Here is a 22343-nt window from a genome sequence, read left to right on the forward strand (position 1 = left end):
CCGTCATGCGGTTGCGGCAACAGCCGAGCCGGTTGCACTGCGCGCGAGCGCCAGCACGAGCCAGGTGACCACGCCGAGTACGATCGACAGGCCCGCTGCAGTCGCCATGTTCGCGTTCAGTGTGAACTCGGTGTAGATCGTCATCGGCAGCACGTCGATGTCGGTGGCAAGCGTGAACGCCGTGCCGAATGCCCCCATCGCGGTCGCAAAGCACACCGCGCCGGCTGCGATCAGGCCAGGCGACAAGGCCGGCAGCACGACGTCGCGCATGATCTGCCACGGCGATGCGCCGAGCGAGCGCGCCGCTTCTTCAAGCGACGCATCGAGCTTCGTCGCCGAGGCCATCACGGTGACGATCACGCGCGGAATCGAAAAATACAGGTAGCCGAGAAAGAGGCCCGTCATCGAATAGGCGAACACGAGACGGTCGCCCGTCAGTTTCAGCGACAGCGCGCCGATGAGGCCCTGCCGTCCGGCGAGCATGATCACCATGAAGCCGACGACGACGCCCGGAAACGCCAGCGGAAACGTCAGCAACGCGAGCAGCGTGCGCTTGCCGGGAAATTCGCGGCGCGCAAGCAGCAGACCCGAGATGACCGACAGCACGAGCGTCGTCGCCGTGACGGCGGCCGAGAGCAGCACGGTCGCGCCGAGGCTCGTCACGTAGCGCGCGTTGCTGAGGAGAGCCCGGTAGGTGGCGAACGCGTGGCCGTCCGCGCTGACCTGCAGGAGCGCCACGATCGGCAGCAGCCAGAACGCGATGAAGATGGCGAGCGCGGGCGCGATGAGTGCGATGCGCCAGCGCAGCGGGAAGGTGATGTCGTGCATGACGGGGGCCGGTTTAGCGAGTCAGGCGTGGAGATGCCGCTGTGACGTGACCCGTGCGCAATGCCGCAGCACGGGCCACTGAGCGCTCAATGCATGATCTGCAGATAGCGCTCGCCGAAGGCTTGCTGCTTTTCGGCCATCTTCGCGAAGTCGACGGGCTGGGCGCGTGCGTAGTCGCTCGCCGGCAGGAACTTCGAGGCGGCATCGGCACTCATCGCGTTCGCGCGGACCGGGCGCAGATACGCGTTCGCCCACAGCTTCTGGCCTTCGTCGGACAGCACGAAGTCGAGCACCTTTTTGCCGTTCGCGTCATGCGGCGCGCCCTTCACGAGACTCATCACGTATGGCACCGAGATCGTGCCTTCCTTCGGAATCACAAATTCGACGTTCGCGTGATCCTTGTACTTCGCGCGATAGGCGTCGAAGTCGTAATCGAGCAGGATCGGGATTTCGCCGGACAGCACGCGCGCGTAAGCGGTCTGCTTCGGCACGATCGGCGCGTTCGCCTTCAGATGACGGAACCAGTCGAGACCTGGTTCGAAGTTATCGAGCGTGCCGCCGAGCGCCTGATTCACCGCGACCGCGCCGGCATAGCCGACGAACGCGCTCGACGGATCGAGATAGCCGACCATCCCCTTGTATTCAGGCTTGAGCAGATCGGCCCATGATTGCGGCACCGGCTTGCCTTCGAGCGCGTCCTTGTTGACGAAGAAGCCGAGCGTGCCCGAGTGGATCGCGAACCAGTAGCCCTGCGGGTCCTTCAGGTTTGCGGGGACGTCGTCCCAGTGCGCGGGTCTGTACGGCTGGATCACGCCTTTGTCTTTGGCCTGGAATGCCGAGGACACGCCCAGATAGACGACGTCCGCGACCGGGCTCTTCTGTTCGGCCATCAACTGCGCGATCGACTGGCCAGAGTTCTTGTTGTCGAACGGCACGCGGATGCCCGTCTTTTGCTGGATGGCCTTGATCTGGCTGGCCCAGTCGGCCCATTCAGGCGGGCAGTTGTAGCAGATCGCGGTTTCTTCGGCGGATGCGGACGGGGCGCCTGCGAACGCGGCGGCTCCAACGATGGCGGCGGACGCAACGAGTGCGATGCGGCTCGCGCGGCTGCCGGCCAGTCGGCGCAGGAACGAATCGATACAGGAGGGACGGCGGATCACAGCGGGTCTCCTTGGGCGGAAAGAGTGAAAGCGCATGGGTAAGGCATCGGTTTTCCAGCGCGCCACCCTATGGCGGTGGCGCGTGGCAGCGTCAGACGACGGGGCGGGCTGTTCTTGCGCGCGGCGCGTCGCTGGCATTCGTGATGGCGGCGATCGTCGCGCCTTCGCGCAGCGTGTGCGGCAGTGTCAGCGCGAGCGACGTGTCGGTCTGGTACGTGCCGTCGATGCGGCTGATCAGCCGGCGCCAGGCAGCACAGCCGATCTCGCGATTCGGCGCACAGATGCTCGCCAGCGGCGGCGACAGCAGTTCGCTGACAGCAAGACCGTCGAAGCCGAGAATCGCCATATCGGCGGGCACGTTAAGGCGCGCGCGCCGCAGGCCGCGCATCACGACCATCGCGAGCAGGTCGTTGCTGCAGAAGAGGGCTGTGGGCCGCGACGGGCCGTTCGTGAGATGCGCGAGCACCGAGGGCGCCAGTTCGTCGGCATTGAAATCGATTTCGAGCGCGGGCGCGGCCTCGAGTCCGGCCTGCTGCATCGCCTGCGCATAGCCCAGATGACGCAGCCGCGCGCGATCCGACGCGGCGAGCGTGCCGGCCAGCATCAGGATGCGGCGATGGCCGTGGGCGATCAGCATGCGCACGCCGTCGTAGGCCGCGAGGCGGTTGTCGACCGACACCGACGGCCGGCGCACCGTGTCGTTGTGCATCAGCACATACAACGGGCCGTCGCGGTCGAGTTCATCGAGGAGCGGGTGCGTGTCGGCGTCGGCCACCGTCAGGATCAGCCCTTCGACGCGCTGCGCACGCAGCGTTTCGATCGCGTGGCGTTCGCGGTCGGCGTCGTATTGCGTGGTCATCAGCATCAGGCGGTAGCCTTGCGCCGACGCCAGTTCGTCGATGCCCTGCAGACATTCGGCGAAGACGGGGTTGGCGAGCGTCGGCAGCACGACGCCGATGAGGCGCGTGCGTTCGCCTCGCAACTGCCGGCCGAGCGGGTTGGGGCGGAACTGCAGCGCATCGATCGACTGGCGCACCTTGTCGAGCGTGACCGGATTGACGGTGTGCGGCGCGTTGATCGCGCGCGAGACCGTCGCAATCGAAAACCCCGCGTGCGCCGCGACATCCTTGATCGTGGGAACCATCCGTTTTGCCCCGTGTTGTAAACGTTTTCGTGGGGCGAATTATCTGGAAGCTTTGTGACTGCGCGATGACGTTGCGGCGCGGCGTTTGGTGCGACTGCGGCGCGATGGTAGAATCGCGTCCGCCCCTGCCGGGGTGATGAAATTGGTAAACATAGCGGACTTAAAACATTGAGTGCCCGACCGGAAACGGCCGGCGCAGAACCCCTCAAACTCGGTGAAACCCCTGGTGTGCGCCACGCGCTGCCGAGGCAACGCCGAGCCAAGCCTGACGTCGCAAGCTTCCAGTTCGCGATGACACGGAAGGTGTAGAGACTAGACGGGGGGCGCCTAAGGCGGTGCGTGCTGGCAAACGCTCAGCGCGCCGCGATGGCGAAGGCATAGTCCAGCGCACGAACGGTCATGCCGCACGGTGTGACAGGCGTCGAAAGACGTGGTGTGACGAAAATCCGCCGCTTAACAGCTTGCCGGTTCGAGTCCGGTCCCCGGCACCAAGAATTATTCCAACAAATTCCGCTGAAATCCGTAAAGTCACCGTGCCATAAGGCTCTGCGGCTTTTTTTGTACCTGCATGTTCCGGGATTATCGCGGTGCAGCCGGTGATAAATGGTGGTATTTATGGTGGTATGTGGCCGAATTCCTGCCGTCTCGATCGGGAGATACCACCATGCCGCTTACCGACAAACAAGTCAGGAACGCTCGATTCAATCCAGACGGTGCAGGTAACCGATTGTCCGACAGCGGACGTATGTATCTGCAGATCGATAAGTCGGGCTCGAAATACTGGCGCATGAACTACCGCTTCGCGGGGAAGGACAAGACGCTTGCGCTCGGCGTGTACCCTGATGTGTCACTGGCGGCTGCGCGGAAGAAACGCGACGGTGTGCGTGAGAAGCTGGCGGCTGGGATCGACCCTGGCGAAGCGAAGCGGCTGGAAAAACGTGCAATGCGTGTTGCCGCGGCGAACTCGTTCGAGGTCGTTGCGCATGGTTGGATGAACGAGCGCAAGACCTATGTGGAAATTGGCCAGTATGAAAAGACCCTGGCACGGTTCAAGAGCGATGTGTTTCCATGGCTCGGCAGGCGTCCCATCGCTGAAATTGACGCGCCCGAAATTCTGCCAGTCCTGAAACGCATCGACGGTCGGGGCGCGCGCTTCACGGCGCATCGCGTGCGCAGCGAGATCAGTCGCATATTTCGCTATGCCATCAAGGAGGGGTACTGCAAGTCTGACCCGGCACGCGACCTTCTGGATGCGATTCCGCCAACCCAAACCACGCACTTTTCCGCCATTACCGAGCCAATGAAGGTTGGGGAAATGCTTCGGGCATTCGATGGCTTCTCAGGCACCTTTTCGGTCCTTTGCGCGCTGAAGTTGGCCCCGATGCTTTTTGTGCGGCCCGGCGAACTGCGACAGGCCAAGTGGTCGCAATTTGACCTGGACAAAAGGCCTATTTCAAATTCCGAGTGGCTGGTTTGGCGGGTCAAGTACGGGCGTCAGCCCGGCGAAGCGAATACTTGACGCGCGTTGAAGAAGTAAGCTGGGACAGGGCTGGTTGCGGCAGAATGCGGCAACCAGCCCTGCAAGACAACGTGAACCGATGAACCAGACCCAACTGTTTGAAGCCGCCTTGGGAATCAAGGCCCCGTGGTACGTGCAAGGCGTCGATTTCGATGCCGCGCGGCGTGAACTGACCATTGCCGTGGACTTTGTCGCGGGTACGCGCTTTCCCTATCCCGGCGTCGCGGGCGAGCATCCGGCTCACGACACCCAGATCAAGCGGCTGCGCCACCTCAACTTCTTTCAGCACGAGTGCTATCTGGAGGTTCGGGTGCCGCGGGTGCGTCTGCCGGACGGCTCGGTGCGCCTGGTCGAACCCGACTGGATAGGCAAGCTGGACGGCTTCACGCTGCTGTTTGAAGCGCTCGTGCTGACGCTGTGCCGGGAGATGACATTTGCCGCGGTGGCCCGCGTGGTGAACCTGTCGTGGCATCGGGTGAAGGCCATCTGTGACCGTTACGTGGACCTGGCCGTGGCCGCGACCGACCTGTCCGAAGTTACCGCGGTGGCCATTGACGAAACGTCGGCCCGACGTGGGCAGGACTATATCTCGCTGGTCGCCGACATGGACGCAAGGCGCGTGGTCTTCGTCACGCCAGGCAAGGATGCCGGCGTTGTCGAACGCTTTGCCCGGCACCTGGAGGAACATAATGCCACGCCTGCACAGATCGAATCGGTCAGCATCGACATGTCGGCTGCCTTCATCAAGGGCGTGGACGAACACCTGCCCGACGCGCGTGTGACCTTCGACAAGTTTCATGTCGTGGCGCATGCGTCCAAAGCGCTTGATGGTGTGCGCCGCGCGCAGCAGAAAACCGATCCCTCGCTGAAGGGCATGCGCTGGTCGCTGCTCAAGGATGCCGAGAAACTCGATCTCGCGCAACTGACCGATCTCGAGGCGCTGATCAGCCAGTACGCCACCAACCGCACGGCCCGAGCGTGGATGTACCGCGAGCAACTGCGCGAGATTCTCGATCGCAAACAGATCCACGTCGTCTCCAAAATGCTGCGCCGGTGGTGCGGCAACGTCATGCGTTCCAAGGTCGAGCCCATGAAGGACGTCGCGCGCATGATCCGTCGTCATTTCGACGGCATCATCGCGTGGGCGCAGACACGCCAGACCAATGGATTCATTGAGGCGATCAACGGCCTGTTTCAGGCCGCCAAGCGCAAGGCACGGGGATACGCCAGCTTCAAGACCATGCGCACCGTGCTGTTTCTCATCGCGGGCAAACTCGACTTCTCAGCACTCAATCCGCATGCCTCGTGAGCCGCATTACCCACTGCGCTTTTAAAAGAGCCGACAAAAGGGAGTGGCGCTATCTCGTCACCAAGACAAGGACAGAGCACCTCGTGCCGCTTGCGACTCAGGCAGTGGCAATCCTGCGTGAGTTGCAAGCTCTAACCGGCGACTACCCTTACGTGTTTCCTGGCGCGCGCGACCGGCACCGCCCCATGAGCGACGCCGCAATAAATGCGGCGCTGCGACGGCTTGGCTATGACACCCGTACCGAGATTACTGGCCACGGATTCCGGGCGATGGCGCGCACAATATTGCATGAGGAACTTGAGCAGAAGCCGGAAGTGATTGAGCATCAGCTTGCGCATACAGTACCTGACAACCTTGGCACGGCGTATAACCGGACGAAGTTCATCAAGGAGCGCCGCGCGATGATGCAGACGTGGGCCGACTATCTGGACCGGCTCAAGGTCGGAGCGGAGGTTATTCCTATTGGGGCCGCGGCGCCTACAAGATAACCGCACGGGGAAAGACTCGCGGTCACCAGAGAAAGACGAGTGCGCATCGGCAGATGTTCATGGCGCGGCGATGGCGCCCAAAACCGGCAAGAGCCTATCCTGCCATCACTCAATTTTCATGTTGTTTTCCGTGTCGAGTGTGACTTCTGTGCACGCAATGTGCACGGCATGCGAAACGGAAAATGCATGCCAGTGAAGTCGCGTCGCGTTGTGAAGTTAGCGAAGTGGTACGAATAGGTGACCGACGTGCACCTGAAAGAATGATTCCGGGCATGTCAGATGCCGCGGCATATGCAAAGACTGTTAACGCGAGATGACTCGCGGTGCGTCCGATGATCACCTCGTGTAGGGCAGGTGATGTTTATAGGTTCGAGCTGCTGCTGGATGTCGTAAGTGCTTGTGCAGGTCGGGAGACCGCGCATGATGACAGTACGGAAATGGTGGGATAAGCCGGCCACGCATCGATTTCTCGCGCAATTGAATTTTGATGCGTTCACGATGCCTTTCAATGCGAATCGACGTTCACGAGATGCTTCGTGCTGTGGTTGCCTGTGTGCGTGAATGGTGAGCACCGGCGAATCCGTATGCATCGCAGGGAATTTGGCCAATAGAATAGAAAAATATTTTCTAATCCACGATGGTCCTCTGCATTCCAGAGTGTTCCGTCAGCAGTGATAGCAGCGTGTACAGGGTGTTGACGGCACGAAAACGTCTGCGCAAGATGCATTCAAGGCGTTGCGTTGGAGCAGGTCATGCCGGTTGTCAGGAGTTACAGGCGAAGGCAGTGGGAGGCACTTGGACGCAGGCTGGATGCACTGCCAGAGAAGGCAAAAGACGATCAATCGCTCAAGGTTGGGGATGGCGTCAGGACCATACGAACGCAGATCAGTGCAGCGCGTGAGAAAGGTTACACGCTGAACGAACTGATTGAACAGGCGACGCAGGAAGGTATCGATGTGAGTGTCAACTCGCTGAGATATGCGATGCGCCGGGCAGAACAGAAGGGGCGAGTGCGGCAGGATCGCAAGGAAGCGATGCGAAGTCGATCCGTGGCGCCCACGCAGAACAAGACATCGGTGCAGGCCAGTTCCGGGCAGGATAACGCGCTGCGCACCGGATCAAAGCGGAAGGAGGATAAGGGAACAACCACGTCGGGGCAACAGGTACAGGGCTTCCTCGGATTTCCGATCAGCCCGGATACTGAGAACTTGTAGAGGTACGGCATGGCGACGAACAATCCCCCCATCTATATGATCGGTGGCAGCAAGGGCGGTGTTGGCAAGAGCTTCGTTACGCTGGCGCTGCTCGATTACCTTCGACGGACGGATGTCAATGTCGTGCTGGTTGAGACAGATACGTCCAACCCCGATGTGATGAAAGCTGTTCACGATGAAATCGAATGTGGATCGTGTGATCTGGACGACGTGAGCGGCTGGATCGACTTCGTCAACTTCTGCGATATGCACCGGGACGCGACCGTTGTCCTCAATACGGCAGGACGCAGCCAGGCCGGCGTCGCCCAGTACGGCGGGACGCTGGCCAACACGCTGGGCGAACTGGGACGGCGTCTTGTTGTGCTATGGGTCATCAACCGGCAGCGCGACAGCCTTGAACTGCTCCTAAAGTTTGGTGCGACGTCCCTGATGCAGTCACGCACGTTGTGCGCAACGGCTACTTCGGGCCGCCGGAGAAATTCGCCCTGTACCGGGAGTCGCAACTGCGCAAGGCCATCGAGGCTCAGGGACAGTCGATGGACTTTCCAGATCTCGCGGATCGTGTCGCGGATGAACTGCGCAGCAAGCGCCTGTCGATCCGCAAGGCGGCGGAAGCGATGCATATCGGTGAGCGGGCGGAACTGCTGCGCTGGCGCGCGCTGTGCAGCACGATGTTTGCGGGGATGATGGCCGATGCGTAGCAGGGAGCGGAACTCCCCGGATTCGCTGGCGCGGTTGTTCCTCGATGTCACTGGCGAGTTACCGGGCGATGCCAGTCTTTTGCGCATGCGTCGGATTGCAAGTGCATTGAACCTGCGCGACAACGATGCACTGTGGTCGGTGCTGGCGGCGCTCGAATACTACGCGCGGCTCTACGAAGCGGTGCCCGAGCGCATCCGGCAGGCGCGCGCAGGCAGTCTCGACACGGTGCGCGCTGAAGCCCGCGCGGCGACCGAGATGTTGATGGCGCAGCATCGCGACGCGCTTGCCCGTTGCAAGGCGACGATCGAACTGGCCGAGCAGCTGATCAGCGAACACGAAGCGCGCTACCGGGCCGCGCTCGCGGAATTGAACCACGAGGCGTTGGCCATGCTGGCGGAGCGGTCGGCCAGGCGAATTGCGCGCACGGCCGGGAACCGGCTCGTTGGCGTGATAGCCATCGCGGCAGGTGAACAGCGGCAACGGCTCGACGCAGCGGTGGCGTCATTTGAACAGGCCATCATGCGGCGGTTGGTGCGGGCATGCTATGCATTGGTGGCTGGCGGACTGGTTGTGATGCTGCTTGCGGCAGGGGCGGCCGCAATGGCCGGCTGGTGGACTGCGAATCATCTGATGCGGGCCGACGGTTCGCAGTCTGCCCGTGCGGGTCACACTTCGTCATTGTCGCGATCCATGCACATGGCGACGCCGCAGTGGTGGCCTTCGTCGAATTGCAGATCCGTGGCCTCGACAAAGGTGGGGTAGAGGCCGGATAAGCCTTTGGCATTGATGGCAAGGACGGTCCTGCGGATACGACTGGTCATGGTGTGTTCTCCGGTTGAGGTAAGCAGGTGGCAGCGATACGGCCGCTGCGCGAGGACACGATCACGCTCGACCAGCCACCCGACGGGCGTTATGGTGCAAAGACGCAGAGCCCGAGGGCGGCGCGATTGCACCGCCCCTGTGGCGTTACTCCTTCGTCTGGCGCATCGCGTCCGCGAGCATCCACAGCGCGCGATTGAGTTTCACGTTCTGGTCGATGCCGGTGATGGGGCGCGTGGACATCGAGCGGCCCGAGCGTGAGCGGCCATGCAGGCCGCCTTTGGTGAGGTTCTCCTGCACGCGGTTAAAGACGGTCCAAAGATCGTCGCGGCGATCCTCGAAGCGACGCGTGGCAAGCAGTTGGTTCCCGCTGATGGGTGCGACCGCTTCGGCGTCGGTCGGGTCATAGCGCAGCGCGATCGCGGAGCGGGCGAACGCGTGCTGCTCGTCGCGATCGAGCGTCACAGCGCGCATACCGTCCTTCTGCTCATGGATCAGGTCGAAACCGTCGAGCACATCGAACGCACCGTTGATCACGTTCTGGATGACGTTGCCTTTGTGCGGCACCCGGATATCGGCGATGTTCTCGCCCGCGACCATGCCGTTCTGGCAGACGAACCGGAACGTACCCGCGAGCATCTGATAGCTGCTGGTGCCGTCGTGCGAGTTCAGCAACACGATTTCGTCGGCTTCCTCGCCGATGATCTGCTCGGCATGGCGTAACGGCAAGGAAGCCGTAATGCGAAGGGGTATCGTGTACCTCGGCGCTGGGCGTAGGTTACGGCTGTTCAACTTTTCATTATTTGATAGCCGCCCAAACCGCCAGTTATGACGCTCGCGCTTCCCGCCAGGAAAGGAGGTCATCATGTATCGATCGGTACCTTGTTCAAGTCCGTGGCTTGATCTATTGAGGCATCGTCTCCAGGACGCAGGCTACTGTCGCAGGATCGCGAAGCAATATGACTTTGCTGCGCGATGCTTCCTTCTCGATCTGGAGCGTCGAGGAAAAACTATCGAGTCTGTATCTCGGTCAGACGTCGACATGTATCTCGCGAACCTGAAGCGGCTACATGACCAGCATCCGCTACCCGTCGCCAGCAGAAGGAAAGATTGTGCCTCTATCAAGATGCTGCTGCGACTGGTCCACAACGGCAAGTGGCCGCCAGAGTTCGCGCCGACAACGGATCACGATATCGTCGTGTTCGATTTGGTGCGCAGCTATGAAACGTGGATGGTGGAGATGCGCGGGCTATCTCCTAACACGCGCAGACATAGACGCTTCGAAATGTATTCTCTTCTGAGGTGGCTGCACGATCATGGAACGAGCATTGAAACGTTATGCCTTCCGGACCTCGACGCCTATATTGCATCGCGGGTTGTCGTGATGAAGCGCCGCTCAAAGGCACATGTAATAAGCACGTTACGTGGTGTACTGCGCTACCTGTTCGATAGCAATCAAATCGCAACGGATCTGGCAAACGCCATTGATGGACCTATCATCTATAAGCACGAGGCTATTCCGACGACAATCCCTCGAAAGGACATCGATCGGGTGCTGGAAATTGCCCGACGCGATCGCTCACCATTAGGTATCCGTAACTACGCGATGCTGATGCTTCTGTCGACCTATGGCCTGCGCAGTGGAGAGATCCGTGGTTTGCGCCTGTCAGATATCGACTGGCGGCATGAACGGATTCACATCAGACATACAAAGACAGGTGCGTGCTCGGAGCTGCCATTGTTACGTGATCCCGCCGACGCGCTATTCGACTATCTCAAGTGCGGTCGTCCCGCGACGTCAACGCGAGAAGTGTTTGTGCAGGCGGTAGCGCCTTATGGGCCGCTGCGTGCCGGTCTTCATCGGGTGCTGAACCACGCCATTCAGGCCGCAGGAGTGTCGCTGACAGGAAAGCGCGGGGTTCATGTCTTGAGGCATAGCCGGGCCGAGTCTTTGCTGGGTAGTGGCGTATCGATCAAGGTGATCGGAGATATCCTGGGACATTACAGTGTGCGAGGTACAGCAATGTATCTCAAGCTGGCAACTGACGATTTACGGTCAGTCGCACTTGATCTTCCGCAAGAGGTGACGACATGACTAGCAACGACCTTGTTCTCCGGTTCGTCGACACGCTGTCGATAGGACCTGAGACGCGTAGCGATTACGCCCGTGCCTTGCGGAAGTTTGAGACCTTCATGTCCGACAAAGCGCTTCCAGACGAAGAAAGCGCGATTGAAGTCCTGCGGACGTGGTTGCGACAGGAAGTCCAAAAATCGCCAGTGAGTTGCGTGGAAAACCGGGCACGCGTAGTCGTCCGCTACCTGCAATGGCGCACGAACGCCGGAGGTGGTTCGCATCCCGTTCTAGAACTGTACGCACATTACGGACGACTGATCGGTCCGGTTGTTCGGGCCTTGCTCGAAGATGACAACGGAAGCGCCCTGCGACGGCTGATTCCACTTCCCGTTTGGGGCAGCGTACTTGGCCCTGCGATGCAGGAACACGTTGTGCGGATGAAGTCACTGGGCTACCGGTACGATACGCGCGCGAGTGATCTGCTGCGCTTCGACCGATTCCTACAGCGTCACCCTGCACTGGCAACTGTCCCGCTTCGACAGCAGTTCGATGCATGGCGTAACGAAAGCCCCGGCTTGCGGCATCAGTACCTGGCTCAGCAATGTGGAGCCACGCTGTCAAAAGCGTTACGCCGAAAGGCCCCTGAGGTCCCAACTCTGCCGATCGAACCAGGATTATATGGCCGACTGATCCAGCAGGAGCGGTGCCCATATCTCTTTACCGAGGCTGAGATTCGTATGCTGCTCGATGCGGCTCGCACATTCCCTTCACCGAAGGCACCTCTACGGCCAGTCGCTCTGCACGCAATGATGACGTTGGCATACTGTGCCGGTTTGCGGCTCGGCGAAATCGCATCGTTAACCGTCGGCGATCTGGATCTTGCCCGCGGGCTACTCGAGGTCCGCGAGACGAAGTTTTTTAAGTCGCGCCGCTTGGCCCTGTCGCCAAGCGCGCTCGACGTCCTACGCGCCTATCTGGAAGCACGCGCGGCATTCGGTGCACCGATCACATCGAGAGCCCCCTTGTGGTGGTCGCCGCTGCGTCGATCGGGATACTGCAAAAGGCTAATTGAATGGATGTTGACCGAGGTAATTCGTCGCGCAGGGCTTAAACCCGCGCATGGTCATCAAGGGCCACGGGTTCATGATATTAGGCACACATTCGTTGGGCATCGGATGGTGCAATGGTATCGAGCTGGCATCAATCCTCAAGATCGCTTACCGCATCTGGCGGCGTACCTTGGTCACAAGGATATCCGGTCGACACTCGCATACCTGCACGTCTCTCCAGAACTGCTCCGTCAGGCTAGTGAACGCTATCGGCGTCACAATGCACGCGTGCTGCGTTTGCCGGGAGAAGCGTCATGAAAATGGCACCCCTCGCGTACTGGCTCCACGCGTTCTTCCACGAGTGGCTCGCTGAGCAGCGCAATTGTTCGCGACACACAATTCTGTCCTATCGCGACACCTGGCGACTTTACTTGCGGTTCGTCGCTGCACGGCGACACTGCCCGGTAAGCTCAATCAAGCTTGACGAATTGACCGCCGACGAAGTGCTCGCGTTCCTCAAGCACATCGAATCAGAGCGGCATACATCGATAGGCACACGCAACTGCCGGTTGGCGGCACTCCATTCTTTTTACCGGTTCATTGCGGACCGGGAGCCGTTAGCGGCCATGCAATGCGCTGCCGTATTGCGCATTCCTGCCAAGAGAGGGCCAATTACCGAACCCGCGTACCTCGACATCGAGGAGGTCGAGGCGATTCTGCGCCAGCCAGACCGCTCGACACCAGAGGGACAACGCGATTACGCGCTTCTTGCCTTCCTGTATAACACTGGCGCGCGCATCCAGGAAGCATTGAGTCTCTGTCCGTGCAATATCCGTCTGGCAGCGCCGGAGCAGGTGAAGCTTTGTGGTAAGGGCAACAAGATGCGGATCTGTCCGATCTGGCCGGAAACCGCGGCATTGCTGGCTGCGTTGCTCGAGCGAAACCCGAGACCGGAGAACGAACCGTTGTTCGTTAATCGTTATGGTTTCCCTCTCAGTGCCGCCGGCGTGCGATACAAGCTCGCGCAGTACGTGCGGACGGCGACGAACGAGGCACCGTCTTTACGAGGGAAACGCGTGCATCCGCACACGTTTCGCCACACGGTCGGGGTCCAACTGGTGGCGTCCGGAGTTGATGTCACCGTGATAAGAAGCTGGTTCGGACACGTGAGTCTCAACACGACAAATCATTACGCACGCGCGAACATCGAGACCAAGCGGCGCGCTCTTGAACAAATGGACCAGTCAACCCGGCCTCGCAGTCCGCCGCGGTGGCGACGTAATCCGAATCTCCTGGATTGGCTTGACTCCCTATAACCGCCTGGTAATGCGAAGCAGGAACACATTCGAAATGCCGATCATCGCACCTGCCAGCCGTTTCCTCTGCATTACGGCCTCCTTGCCGTTACGCCACTAACCGCAAGCTTGCGGTTAATGGCGAAGCCGCAACATGTGTTTGGTGAACTCGCGTTTGCCCTGATCTCGCACGCGGGTCTGGCAGATCATGAACGGCTGAAACCCTTCATTGCGCAAGCCGCACAGCACGTCGATGGGGGATATAGCTGTAGCGTTCCGAACGGCTTTCGTGCTTGCCTTCCGCGAAGATGGACGGGGCGACGCGCCGGATCTGATTGTCTGAGAGCGGCGAGTCAGCGCGCAGCATCGGGGCGCCGTAATGGAAAGAGGAAGCGAGTTGCATGGCAGTCCCCACAGTCAAGGTTGAGGACCTGAACCGGGCGAGGAAGTGTGCGTTACCGTTGCGGCTGGACACGTTCCGGTGGAACTCGGGGTTGGCTTTGCTGCCGCCGGGCTCCCTGGTTCCCGCCCGTACGACTCGAGGAGCCGATAGCGGGCACGCGTCAAGGAAAAAGGCGAGGGAGGGGTGCGGGCAACACGGTCCCGCGCCCCTTGATGCTTGGCCGCTATCGGCTACGGTCGCGGGTCAAGGGCGGGGAGCTGGGAGTCGGATGCATGCCGTGCCTCGGGTTGACCGGGCAGGGTTTCGCGCAGGACGCGCGGCGATGTGACTGATTGCGATGCCGAGGTAGACAGTGGGGGATGGCAGTGCTGCGGCTTGGTGATTGGGACTGGACCGGGCGAGGCGAGGCACGCGTCACGGTTCACACTGTGAAACTCGCCGCGTGCGGTCCCACCGCGTTCGTACGGGTGACTGCGGCATTGGCCTCTGAACGGCGATGGCCAGCGGCTATTGGCCGACACTGGGCTCACTGCAGCGTTTCGGCCTTATGCAAAGCTTTCCATAAGGCCGACAACTTGCCGTTCCGGGATGCCGAGGCAAGCGACCGTTGCACGCTGGAAGTTAGCGTCGTTTTTTGCGCATGCAGGAAGCGCGGTTCAGCGCCGACATCAATCGTTCCGCTGACAGTCTGATGTCACGCTTCGAGGAGATTTCACGCGCGCGTGCCGGCGAGCCTACGACATGGCGCCACAGGACTTGGGGCGCTGGTGAGCAGCAAGATAGTCCAGACGCCGTGAGCGAAACGTCGATGCGTGCGCTTCGAGCTCAGGCTTCTGCGCGCCGCTCCTTGAAAAGGATCAGCGCGCAGAAGCTCACTCCACACATGGGCGCAACATACCAGGCCGCAGAAAGGTGATCGCCAGTCCATTTGATCAAACCGGTCACGATGAACTGAGCGGTGCTGCCGAACAACGCGACGTTCAACGCATGCGAAACAGCCATGCCGCTCGCGCGCACCCGTGCGGGCAGCGCTTCGAGCACAAGCAGGGTGACCGCGACGGCGCCGAACGCCACCATGATGCTGTAGACCGCGACGCCGCACAGGATAGGCAGTACACTCGTTGCACGGGCGATCGTCAGAAAGACCGGATAGACCAGCAGCGCAGAACATCCTGAGGTCAGAAGGGCCAATGGCTTGCGACGACGCAGACGGTCCATGAGAGGTCCGGCCAGCGTCGGAATGACGACCAGAAGCAGAGCAGGCAACGCGGAAGCCTGAAATCCGGTGACGGCGGGCATGTGCATCACGCGAGCCGCATAGCTCGGCATGAAGTAGACGATCGCGTAGACCGGTATGGTTTGCCCCATCATCATCAGCATCGCCAGCAGGATTGTCGTGCGATGTTCGCGCCACAGTTCGGTGAGCGGTGTGCCGGCATGTCTGGTGGTGTTGGCGAGCATCGAATCATCGCGAATCCGGAGACGAACGTAGAGGCCGACTGGCGCGATCAGCAGACCGATCAGAAATGGAATTCGCCAGCCCCATGAGGCGAGAGCAGCCGGTGACAGCGTGCTGGTGATCAGGATGCCCAGAATCGCCCCGAGCAACGCGGCCGCGCCCTGGCTCGCGAGCTGCCAGCTGACCAGAAAGCCGCGGCCCGACACCGGTCCTGCCTCCAGCACGAAGGCAGCGGCAACGCCGATGTCGCCGCCAACGGCAAAGCCCTGCAATGATCGACCGACGATGACAACGAGCGGCGCAATCACTCCTATGCTGGCAAACGACGGGCACAGGCCGAGCGCCGCGGTTCCGAGCGCCATCAGCCAACTCGTCCTCGCCATCGCCGCGCGGCGACCCACGCGGTCCGCGTAAGCGCCAATGACCATCGCACCAACCGGCCGCATGAAAAACCCGACGCCAAATGTACCGACAGCCCCTGATTGCCGGATGGCTGGTCGCATGTCGCGGAGGAAGGCGTGAACATTCTTTTGTAAAGTGGTCCGTATTGATGCATGAGTTCACGTTGAAAATGCGTTTTCGCTACGTGACGCGTTGCACGATACCACGTGTGCTCCTTCGCTGATCGACTGCGCATAGAGGGCTTCCGCGCCCGAAGGCCGTTCTGGAAACATGGAGCGGTCCCGACCTCATCGGTTGAGGATATCTCGGTAAGCGGGCAGGAGATTTGCCACGATCCCGGTCAAAAAGTCTTCCGGGAATGATTGCTACTGCCCCGTGGGAGCGGACCATCTATATCGGGTCGAAGTTAGCGTCGATTTCTGTGCATGGTGGAAGCACGGTTCAGTGTCGAGACCACGCGTGCTGACAGTCCGACCACGTGTCACCCTTCGAGGAAATAGCAGGGCGAACAATCGCGGGGGACTGAGGGGTTCATCTGCCCATTCACGAGTCAGTCGCTGTCTCCCCCAGCATCGAGTGACGGCAGGCTGAGCCGCCGCATTGACATGCGTACACGTTCCGAACGTCTTCCGTGACGTCACCGTCCACCACAAGGCCGTAGTCAATGAAGAGTTCGTCACCAGGCATGATGGCGGTGACTGCATGAATAAAAACCCGATCGCCGGCCTCGACCGCCTCGCAGTTGGGGGCGCATGCATGATTCAGGAAGCGGGCGCTGTTGCCGCGGCGGCCGCCATCAATCACACGGCCGCCGGAGAGACCGAAAACAAAGGTATGCCCATTCCCGGACTACTGGCGGGCGGCGGCGCGCCGCCTGGTCGTCACTTCCCCCGGTACTCGATGAGCCGTTCGCCCGCAGCGATGGGCAGCAGCGGAAACAGTCCCTTGCCATGGACAGAGGAACGTCGTGCGGCGAAGCCTGCATGTCGCCGAACTGGTATCCGAGCAAGCATGAACTGCCCAAGCGGGTGCCGACCTGAAAGTACATGCTTGTCCATGCTCACGGACGGATCGCGATCATCGACGACGAGCGTTACGTGGGCAGTGTCATCGCGTCGCTTGACGCGCGCGCACGAAGCCTCGCAGCCACAACCCTGGAAGACGGCCGATGCAGGGACTACCTCGATGCCATGGTCAAGGCTATCGTCGGCGAGGAGATCGAGTTTACGCGCCTTGTCGGCAGCGGCACGCTCAGACAGAACCAGGAAGTTCGGGATATTCGGGGTGCAGCCGAAGCCCTCAACGCGCGCGGCGATCCCCGCATTGGCGACGCAGTGCTTGCCGCCGCAGAAGAGAAGCCGGAATAGAGGACCGGGGATCGCCCGCAACCCGTCAGGGGAAATCCAGCGGTTCAACGGTTTCAGTGCAGTCGAGGCGGTCGATTCCCCCTGATCCCGACCCCTCCCGAAATTTGCGAGGCGCAACAGCCGCCACGCCAATATCGCCCACGTGGTCCATCCTTTGCGTTCCAGGCGCGCGGCAATATCCGAACTACTTCTTGAATTTCACAACCGAATCCAAACAAGGCCGCGTCTACAAACCAAATGCCGTTTTCATCATGCTCAAACGATCGGCCACGCGTCGTGCATAGCCCTTGGCGCCCCCGCTATAGCGATATAACGCGCCCTCGAGGTTTCCACCTGACGCCCTTATGTAGTCTCGCAGAATTGCGGACCCGATACGGACGTTCGTGTGCGGGTCTGTCAAATCGGACGTGCGAAGGACACGGTCTCTGTGTTGAGACGGAAGTACTTGCATGAGTCCCTTGGCGCCAACCACACTTACCGCAAATCGGTCGAAACTAGATTCGACCGCGATCACTGCAAGCAATAACAACGGCGAGATTGTGCAACGCCGTGCCGCAGTTAGCACCGCGTGACCGATTCCCAAGGCGTCGTGCAATCCTATATGAAAGCGGGAACTCACAACAGTTGCGATTTCCTCTGCTGTGGGTGCTTCCTCTAGCGGCACGTCGATAGTTTCAGTCGACGTCGGACAAACCGGCGCATCAGCGCCATAACACAGCCCCGTTAGCGAGCAGAAAACCACAATCGCAGAGAGGATAGTATCTCGGAGGCGGCGAGCAACTGTGTGTAACCACCCAATTGAATCTTCGCTCAGGTTCGTGAACACGGTCTATGTTCCTCAATATTACGTGGTCACGAACGGTTCAAGCGGTGCCTTCCCTAGAACGGCCTGACGACGAGTAGGTGAAAACAACAAAGTAAAAAAATAAGGCAAAAAATCGAAGTATCCCGTACTGTCCAATTCAGTCGTTAAGAAATGAATCAATCTGCCCAGCAACTTCCGCAGCGGCAACAGCCGAGTCGTCAAACCAGCCGTTCGAGCGCCCGATTAATGCGAGCTGCGCACGTTCCGCTCGCAACCAACTCGGGAACGCTGTTGGCATAGCGTTAGAGCGCTGCCATGAACCTGTACACATTCTTGTATTCTTCGCGTCTGATCCGTCCATCCCGCTCGACCTACCATGCCCGAATCGCTCGCAATCTTTTCGATATCCATCACAATTCTCCTTCAATGCCAACGAAACGTTATAGTATGCATACCTTTCTAAAATCTACCGTCCGACGGTAGACGTTCCTGTTCAGCCATGGCACGAACGTGTATTCGTCGTATGCATTGCTGCCCACATAAATCCAATTGCTGAGATTGCTGGACATCATCGTCTCCCACTCTTTCTGGCCACTAACTGACGCCGCACCGGTTTGGCGACAAAAGCCGCTCCAAGCCACGCTCTCGTTACCCTCCGATGCCAAGGCGCTGGGTTGCTAACTCGATCGACTGCAGCACGTCGCTACCAAAGGAAGGCCGCGTACCGCGTACTGCATCAGGGCCTCCAGTTCGCTCCAAGGCGATTCGAAATTGATCTTTGCGAGCAGTATTCGCACCGTCGAGCTGCGCAAGTGAGCACCTCTCGACACGACACCACTCTCCAGCCCGCGTACGGGATTACAGATATACCCGAAGACCTTTTTTGATAGTACACAGTGACTAAGATAGGTACGTTTACCAAATAAAGCAAGAAAAACTTTGGCGGCATGGCCACTGCCTTCGCGCCCGAAAAGGCGGTCTCGATCGCTCTAGCTGCTCGCAGGTGCCGGAACCGCTTCCCGCGAGTTGCCGTGGGGCTGGCAGGCTGGTGCGTAAGCCTGAGAAGACCCGGGAGTACCCTCTCTATTCTTCCTGCACAATGTTTTGTTCTCGACCTAATTTAGGTATAATTTTCTAGAAAAATTCTGGAAGCGTTTGCAGCCGGAGCGCCGAACGACGTTTTAAAAGTTCAACGATCGATGAATCCGCGCGAGGCATTCGCCAAGGACCGTGCCGTCCGGCTATGGATCTTCTTGACGAGCAGTAACTGGCCCGGCGCTGCCAGATCTTCGGCCAGGGTATAGAAAAAGCTAGACGTCCGGGCGACGTCGTCGCGCAGTTGCGGCTCGACCGCTTATTCGCTGGACTGGCGGGCTCGGGCCACGTTTGGTACTTCGCCATTGCCAGTGACCCGCAGAACACAGGGAATTCCCTGTCTATTTTTCTTTTTTCGTGGTTTGTATCATGACCTAACTTTGGTAGTATTTTCTACGAAGGCGTCGCAGGAAGCGTTTGCAACCAGGTCGCCTATTGACGATTCAGGAGTTCAGCCATGGATGAAGCCACGCGCAAGGCGTTCGCGGAGGACGGCGCCGTTCTGGTCAAGGGTCTTCTCAGCGAGCAACAGTTGGCCCGGTGTCGACAGGTCTTCGACTGGGGCATAGAGAACCCCGGGCCTATGGCCTGCAGCCTCTTCGACGGCACAGTGCACAAGACGCACAACGACAACGCCAATCCGTATGCGAAGGCGCGCCTGGACGAGCTGGCCGGTGGACTGCCGTTCGGCCGACTGTTTGCGGATCTCTGGGGCTCGGATAACGTCTGGTATTTCGCGGAGGAACTGTTTCTCAAAAGCGGAGGCAAAAGCGGTCGCTCGCCGTGGCATCAGGACACGTCCTACCTGCCATGGAAGGGGATGCACTTCGGCAATGCCTGGATCAGTTTCGAGGCCGTACCCAAGCAAAATGCGCTCGAGATTGTGCGCGGCTCGCATCGAGGCCCGCGTCACGACGGCACGACCTTTCAAAATGCTGAAGATCCGACTGATCCTCTGCATGGCAGCGATATCTGGCCGCGCCTGCCGAATATCGAAGCTGAGCGCCGGGTCAACCCGGCTGCCTACAACATCATTTCGTGGGCGACGGAGCCCGGCGACGTTCTGCTGCTGCATCCCGGCGTGCTGCACGGCGGCGGCGCGGTGGACCTCGCGTTTCCGGATCGCCACACGCTCGTGCTGCGCTTCTTCGGTGACGACGCGGTTTTCAGTCCGCTTCCGCAACCGAGCATCTCAGGATTCACGGCGGCTGGAGTCTTGTTCCTCGATGAACTTGCCACGTTGAAAGAAGGGGATCCGTTTCGCGCACCGTGTTTCCGTCAACTCGTCTGACCAAAGGGACCACCATCATGGCAATGCCCACTTCGCGGCAATCGATCATTCCCCCGCCGTTCCAGGCGTTCCACGACGCCTATCACTTTTCGCCCGCGACCCGCGTGGGGCACACGATCTGGGTCTCCGGTCAGGTCGGCATCGGCCCGGATATGAAAGCCGGCGAGGGCATGCAGGCGCAAGCCCGCATCGCCTTTGAGTCCCTGAAGGCCGTGCTCGAGACTGCCGGTGCGAGCCTGGCTGACGTCGTTGAACTGACGACCTTCCACACCGATCTGCGCGGCGAATTGGAAGCGTTCACGACCGTCAAGGATCAGTATTTCCCGAGCCGCTATCCGTCGTGGACGGCGGTTGGCGTAACACAACTGGCGCTTCCGGAGTTGTGCATCGAGATTCGGGCGGTGGCCGTGGCAGGGTGCGGCGAGGGCTGAGCGGTTTGGTGTGGAGACGTTGGGTTTGAATCAATCAATATGTACTGTGAATGAAAGTGGGATATGACGGAGAGTCAAGATGAGAAAGCACACAATCGGAACCGTATCAGCCATCGCGGCCGCATTATTGCTCATGACCGGAGTGGCCGTTGCCGAGGACCTGACGCCGGTCGGCGGCGAGCGCGCGGCCAGCAAGGACGGGCTCGTGCCAGCGTTTGCCGGCCGGGAAGCCACGCCCGCAGGATGGGAATGGGGCAAGGTTCGCGGTGACTTCTGGAAGTACAAGAGTGAAAAACCCCTGTACACGATCGACGCATCGAACGTCGACAAATATGCCGACAAGCTTTCGCCGGGGCAGGTCCAGCTCGTCAAGCAACTGAAGGGCTATCGCATGGACGTCTATCCGTCGCATCGCGAATGCCAGTTGCCGGATTTCGCCGAGCAGAATTCGAAGGCAAATCTCACGACGGCGAAACTCGCTTCGGACGGCGAGACGGTGCAGGCCGCAGTGCTCCCGGGGGTGGCCTTCCCGCAGCCGAAAAACGGCGCCGAAGCGATTCTGAACTACGAGACGCGTTATCGCGGCGAAGGTATCGAGTGGTCGCCGGTTGTCACGTCTATTTCCCCGCGCCCCGGCGGTGGTGACTGGATCGACGCAATCGGTCCGCAGGCGTTCTATTTCCCGGCGGGCAAGGAGGGCAAGACCACACCGCAGGACGTCGACCAGTTCAACCTGGGCGCCTTTTTCTCGGTCGATTCACCTGCGGCTCTGGCCGGTCAGGCCTTCGTGCAACGCCAGTACTTCGACAAGGACTCGGAAACGTACTACTACTTTCCCGGCCAGCGCCGCGTGAGACGCATGCCGGCCTATACGCACGATGCGCCGCTGATCGGCTTCGAAAATCAGTATCTGATCGACGAATCCAACATGTTCAATGGCTCCATTGACCGATTCAACTGGAAGCTCGTGGGCAAGCAGGAAATGATTGTCCCCTACGATGATTTCGGCATGTACACCTTCAAAGACAAGCTGCACGACGTTGCCACGCCTAACGGCATTTCCTCCGATCATCGTCGTTACGAGGTGCACCGCGTCTGGGTGGTCGAGGCAACGCTTAAGCCCTCGGCGCGGCACGTCGCTTCGAAAAAGGTCTTCTATCTGGACGAGGACAGCTGGCTCGCGCTCGTGGGCGAGGATTATGACGCGCAGCGCAAGCTCTGGAAGATGCGCGAGAGCTACCCGATCCCGGTGTGGGAGCTGGGGGGCACGTGCGATAACGAGCCGATGGCGCAGTACGACCTAAACAACGGACGCTACGTATTCGACGCATCTTCGATCGGCCAGGGCAAGGACGTCCACTGGTACCAGCAGGTCAACGACCCGCGCTTCAAGACGGACTTCTATTCGGCGGAATCCCTGAGGTCGGTGAGCGAGCGCTGAAATCCGGCGAAGGAACAGGGACCGGCGCGCGTCGGTGGCGCGCGCCGG

At 60.2% G+C, this 22343-nt stretch carries 14 protein-coding genes and 6 pseudogenes; 13 read left to right on the forward strand and 7 right to left on the reverse strand.

Features of this window, described 5'->3' with window-relative positions; genetic code table 11:
- Window positions 1–3: 3 nt before the first annotated feature.
- The 3 genes from B0G77_RS13840 to B0G77_RS13850 form a co-directional block, all read right to left on the reverse strand.
- Window positions 4–828 (reverse strand): ABC transporter permease, encoded by an 825-nt coding sequence (locus tag B0G77_RS13840; RefSeq protein ID WP_133662639.1) that lies wholly within the window; start codon window positions 826–828, stop codon window positions 4–6.
- An 86-nt stretch (window positions 829–914) separates the two neighbouring features.
- Complete coding sequence (locus B0G77_RS13845; protein ID WP_243751125.1) at window positions 915–1922, reverse strand: ABC transporter substrate-binding protein; 1008 nt, start codon at window positions 1920–1922, stop codon at window positions 915–917.
- 157 nt (window positions 1923–2079) lie between these two features.
- Entirely contained in the window at window positions 2080–3132 is a 1053-nt protein-coding gene (locus tag B0G77_RS13850; RefSeq protein WP_133662640.1) for a LacI family DNA-binding transcriptional regulator, read from the reverse strand.
- A 664-nt stretch (window positions 3133–3796) separates the two neighbouring features.
- On the opposite strand from B0G77_RS13850, the pseudogene B0G77_RS13855 reads away from it, so the two are divergent.
- The 6 genes and pseudogenes from B0G77_RS13855 to B0G77_RS13880 all read left to right on the forward strand — a co-directional run.
- Window positions 3797–4576: pseudogene (locus B0G77_RS13855) on the forward strand (integrase arm-type DNA-binding domain-containing protein); the annotation flags it as partial.
- 154 nt (window positions 4577–4730) lie between these two features.
- Window positions 4731–5960, forward strand: coding sequence for an ISL3 family transposase (locus B0G77_RS13860; protein WP_133662124.1), 1230 nt, complete (start codon window positions 4731–4733; stop codon window positions 5958–5960).
- 32 nt (window positions 5961–5992) lie between these two features.
- Window positions 5993–6448: pseudogene (locus B0G77_RS13865) on the forward strand (site-specific integrase); the annotation flags it as partial.
- A 752-nt stretch (window positions 6449–7200) separates the two neighbouring features.
- Complete coding sequence (locus tag B0G77_RS13870) at window positions 7201–7662, forward strand: hypothetical protein (protein WP_133662641.1); 462 nt, start codon at window positions 7201–7203, stop codon at window positions 7660–7662.
- Between the two features lie 9 nt (window positions 7663–7671).
- A pseudogene (locus B0G77_RS13875) lies at window positions 7672–8363 on the forward strand (protein mobD).
- Window positions 8356–9126 carry a hypothetical protein gene (locus tag B0G77_RS13880; RefSeq protein ID WP_133662642.1) on the forward strand — a complete coding sequence of 257 codons (771 nt, stop codon included), beginning with the start codon at window positions 8356–8358 and terminating at the stop codon, window positions 9124–9126. Before B0G77_RS13875 ends, B0G77_RS13880 begins: the two are co-directional and overlap by 8 nt.
- Before the next feature lie 204 nt (window positions 9127–9330).
- Here B0G77_RS13880 and B0G77_RS13885 read toward each other — a convergent pair.
- Window positions 9331–9912 (reverse strand): annotated as a pseudogene (locus B0G77_RS13885) (DUF932 domain-containing protein); the annotation flags it as partial.
- Window positions 9913–10048: 136 nt separating this feature from the next.
- Here B0G77_RS13885 and B0G77_RS13890 point away from each other — a divergent pair.
- From B0G77_RS13890 to B0G77_RS13900, 3 genes are read left to right on the forward strand one after another with little or no spacing between them, the layout of a single operon-like run.
- On the forward strand, window positions 10049–11278 hold the full coding sequence (locus B0G77_RS13890) for a site-specific integrase (RefSeq protein ID WP_133662643.1): 1230 nt from the start codon (window positions 10049–10051) through the stop codon (window positions 11276–11278).
- On the forward strand, window positions 11275–12624 hold the full coding sequence (locus tag B0G77_RS13895) for a tyrosine-type recombinase/integrase (RefSeq protein ID WP_133662644.1): 1350 nt from the start codon (window positions 11275–11277) through the stop codon (window positions 12622–12624). Before B0G77_RS13890 ends, B0G77_RS13895 begins: the two co-directional genes overlap by 4 nt.
- A 2-nt stretch (window positions 12625–12626) precedes the next feature.
- On the forward strand, window positions 12627–13622 hold the full coding sequence (locus B0G77_RS13900) for a tyrosine-type recombinase/integrase (protein WP_243751126.1): 996 nt from the start codon (window positions 12627–12629) through the stop codon (window positions 13620–13622).
- 117 nt (window positions 13623–13739) lie between these two features.
- Here B0G77_RS13900 and B0G77_RS13905 read toward each other — a convergent pair.
- The 3 genes and pseudogenes from B0G77_RS13905 to B0G77_RS13915 form a co-directional block, all read right to left on the reverse strand.
- Window positions 13740–14004, reverse strand: a pseudogene (locus tag B0G77_RS13905) (DUF932 domain-containing protein); the annotation flags it as partial.
- An 825-nt stretch (window positions 14005–14829) separates the two neighbouring features.
- Window positions 14830–15966 carry an MFS transporter gene (locus B0G77_RS13910; protein WP_133662646.1) on the reverse strand — a complete coding sequence of 379 codons (1137 nt, stop codon included), beginning with the start codon at window positions 15964–15966 and terminating at the stop codon, window positions 14830–14832.
- Between the two features lie 442 nt (window positions 15967–16408).
- A pseudogene (locus tag B0G77_RS13915) lies at window positions 16409–16878 on the reverse strand (SET domain-containing protein-lysine N-methyltransferase).
- Between the two features lie 33 nt (window positions 16879–16911).
- On the opposite strand from B0G77_RS13915, the gene B0G77_RS13920 reads away from it, so the two are divergent.
- The 4 genes from B0G77_RS13920 to B0G77_RS13940 all read left to right on the forward strand — a co-directional run bounded on the left by B0G77_RS13920 (window position 16912) and on the right by B0G77_RS13940 (window position 22295).
- The gene (locus tag B0G77_RS13920) at window positions 16912–17232 is read left to right on the forward strand and encodes an FMN-binding negative transcriptional regulator (protein WP_133662647.1); all 321 of its coding nucleotides are present in this window, start codon (window positions 16912–16914) and stop codon (window positions 17230–17232) included.
- A gap of 2357 nt (window positions 17233–19589) precedes the next feature.
- Window positions 19590–20423, forward strand: a complete 834-nt coding sequence (locus B0G77_RS13930; protein ID WP_133662649.1) for a phytanoyl-CoA dioxygenase family protein — start codon at window positions 19590–19592, stop codon at window positions 20421–20423.
- A gap of 17 nt (window positions 20424–20440) precedes the next feature.
- Window positions 20441–20854 (forward strand): RidA family protein, encoded by a 414-nt coding sequence (locus tag B0G77_RS13935; RefSeq protein WP_133662650.1) that lies wholly within the window; start codon window positions 20441–20443, stop codon window positions 20852–20854.
- A 79-nt stretch (window positions 20855–20933) separates the two neighbouring features.
- Complete coding sequence (locus B0G77_RS13940; RefSeq protein WP_133662651.1) at window positions 20934–22295, forward strand: DUF1329 domain-containing protein; 1362 nt, start codon at window positions 20934–20936, stop codon at window positions 22293–22295.
- The last annotated feature ends 48 nt before the right edge of the window (window positions 22296–22343 follow it).

Origin of the sequence: Paraburkholderia sp. BL10I2N1, assembly GCF_004361815.1 — a bacterium.
Lineage (GTDB): Bacteria > Pseudomonadota > Gammaproteobacteria > Burkholderiales > Burkholderiaceae > Paraburkholderia.

Coding starts and splice junctions, on each gene's coding strand:
- B0G77_RS13840 (WP_133662639.1), bottom strand. CDS start 828: ATGCACGACATCACCTTCCCGCTGCGCTGGCGCATCGCACTCATCGCG.
- B0G77_RS13850 (WP_133662640.1), bottom strand. CDS start 3,132: ATGGTTCCCACGATCAAGGATGTCGCGGCGCACGCGGGGTTTTCGATT.
- B0G77_RS13860 (WP_133662124.1), top strand. CDS start 4,731: ATGAACCAGACCCAACTGTTTGAAGCCGCCTTGGGAATCAAGGCCCCG.
- B0G77_RS13870 (WP_133662641.1), top strand. CDS start 7,201: ATGCCGGTTGTCAGGAGTTACAGGCGAAGGCAGTGGGAGGCACTTGGA.
- B0G77_RS13880 (WP_133662642.1), top strand. CDS start 8,356: ATGCGTAGCAGGGAGCGGAACTCCCCGGATTCGCTGGCGCGGTTGTTC.
- B0G77_RS13890 (WP_133662643.1), top strand. CDS start 10,049: ATGTATCGATCGGTACCTTGTTCAAGTCCGTGGCTTGATCTATTGAGG.
- B0G77_RS13895 (WP_133662644.1), top strand. CDS start 11,275: ATGACTAGCAACGACCTTGTTCTCCGGTTCGTCGACACGCTGTCGATA.
- B0G77_RS13900 (WP_243751126.1), top strand. CDS start 12,627: ATGGCACCCCTCGCGTACTGGCTCCACGCGTTCTTCCACGAGTGGCTC.
- B0G77_RS13910 (WP_133662646.1), bottom strand. CDS start 15,966: ATGCGACCAGCCATCCGGCAATCAGGGGCTGTCGGTACATTTGGCGTC.
- B0G77_RS13920 (WP_133662647.1), top strand. CDS start 16,912: ATGCTTGTCCATGCTCACGGACGGATCGCGATCATCGACGACGAGCGT.
- B0G77_RS13930 (WP_133662649.1), top strand. CDS start 19,590: ATGGATGAAGCCACGCGCAAGGCGTTCGCGGAGGACGGCGCCGTTCTG.
- B0G77_RS13935 (WP_133662650.1), top strand. CDS start 20,441: ATGGCAATGCCCACTTCGCGGCAATCGATCATTCCCCCGCCGTTCCAG.
- B0G77_RS13940 (WP_133662651.1), top strand. CDS start 20,934: ATGAGAAAGCACACAATCGGAACCGTATCAGCCATCGCGGCCGCATTA.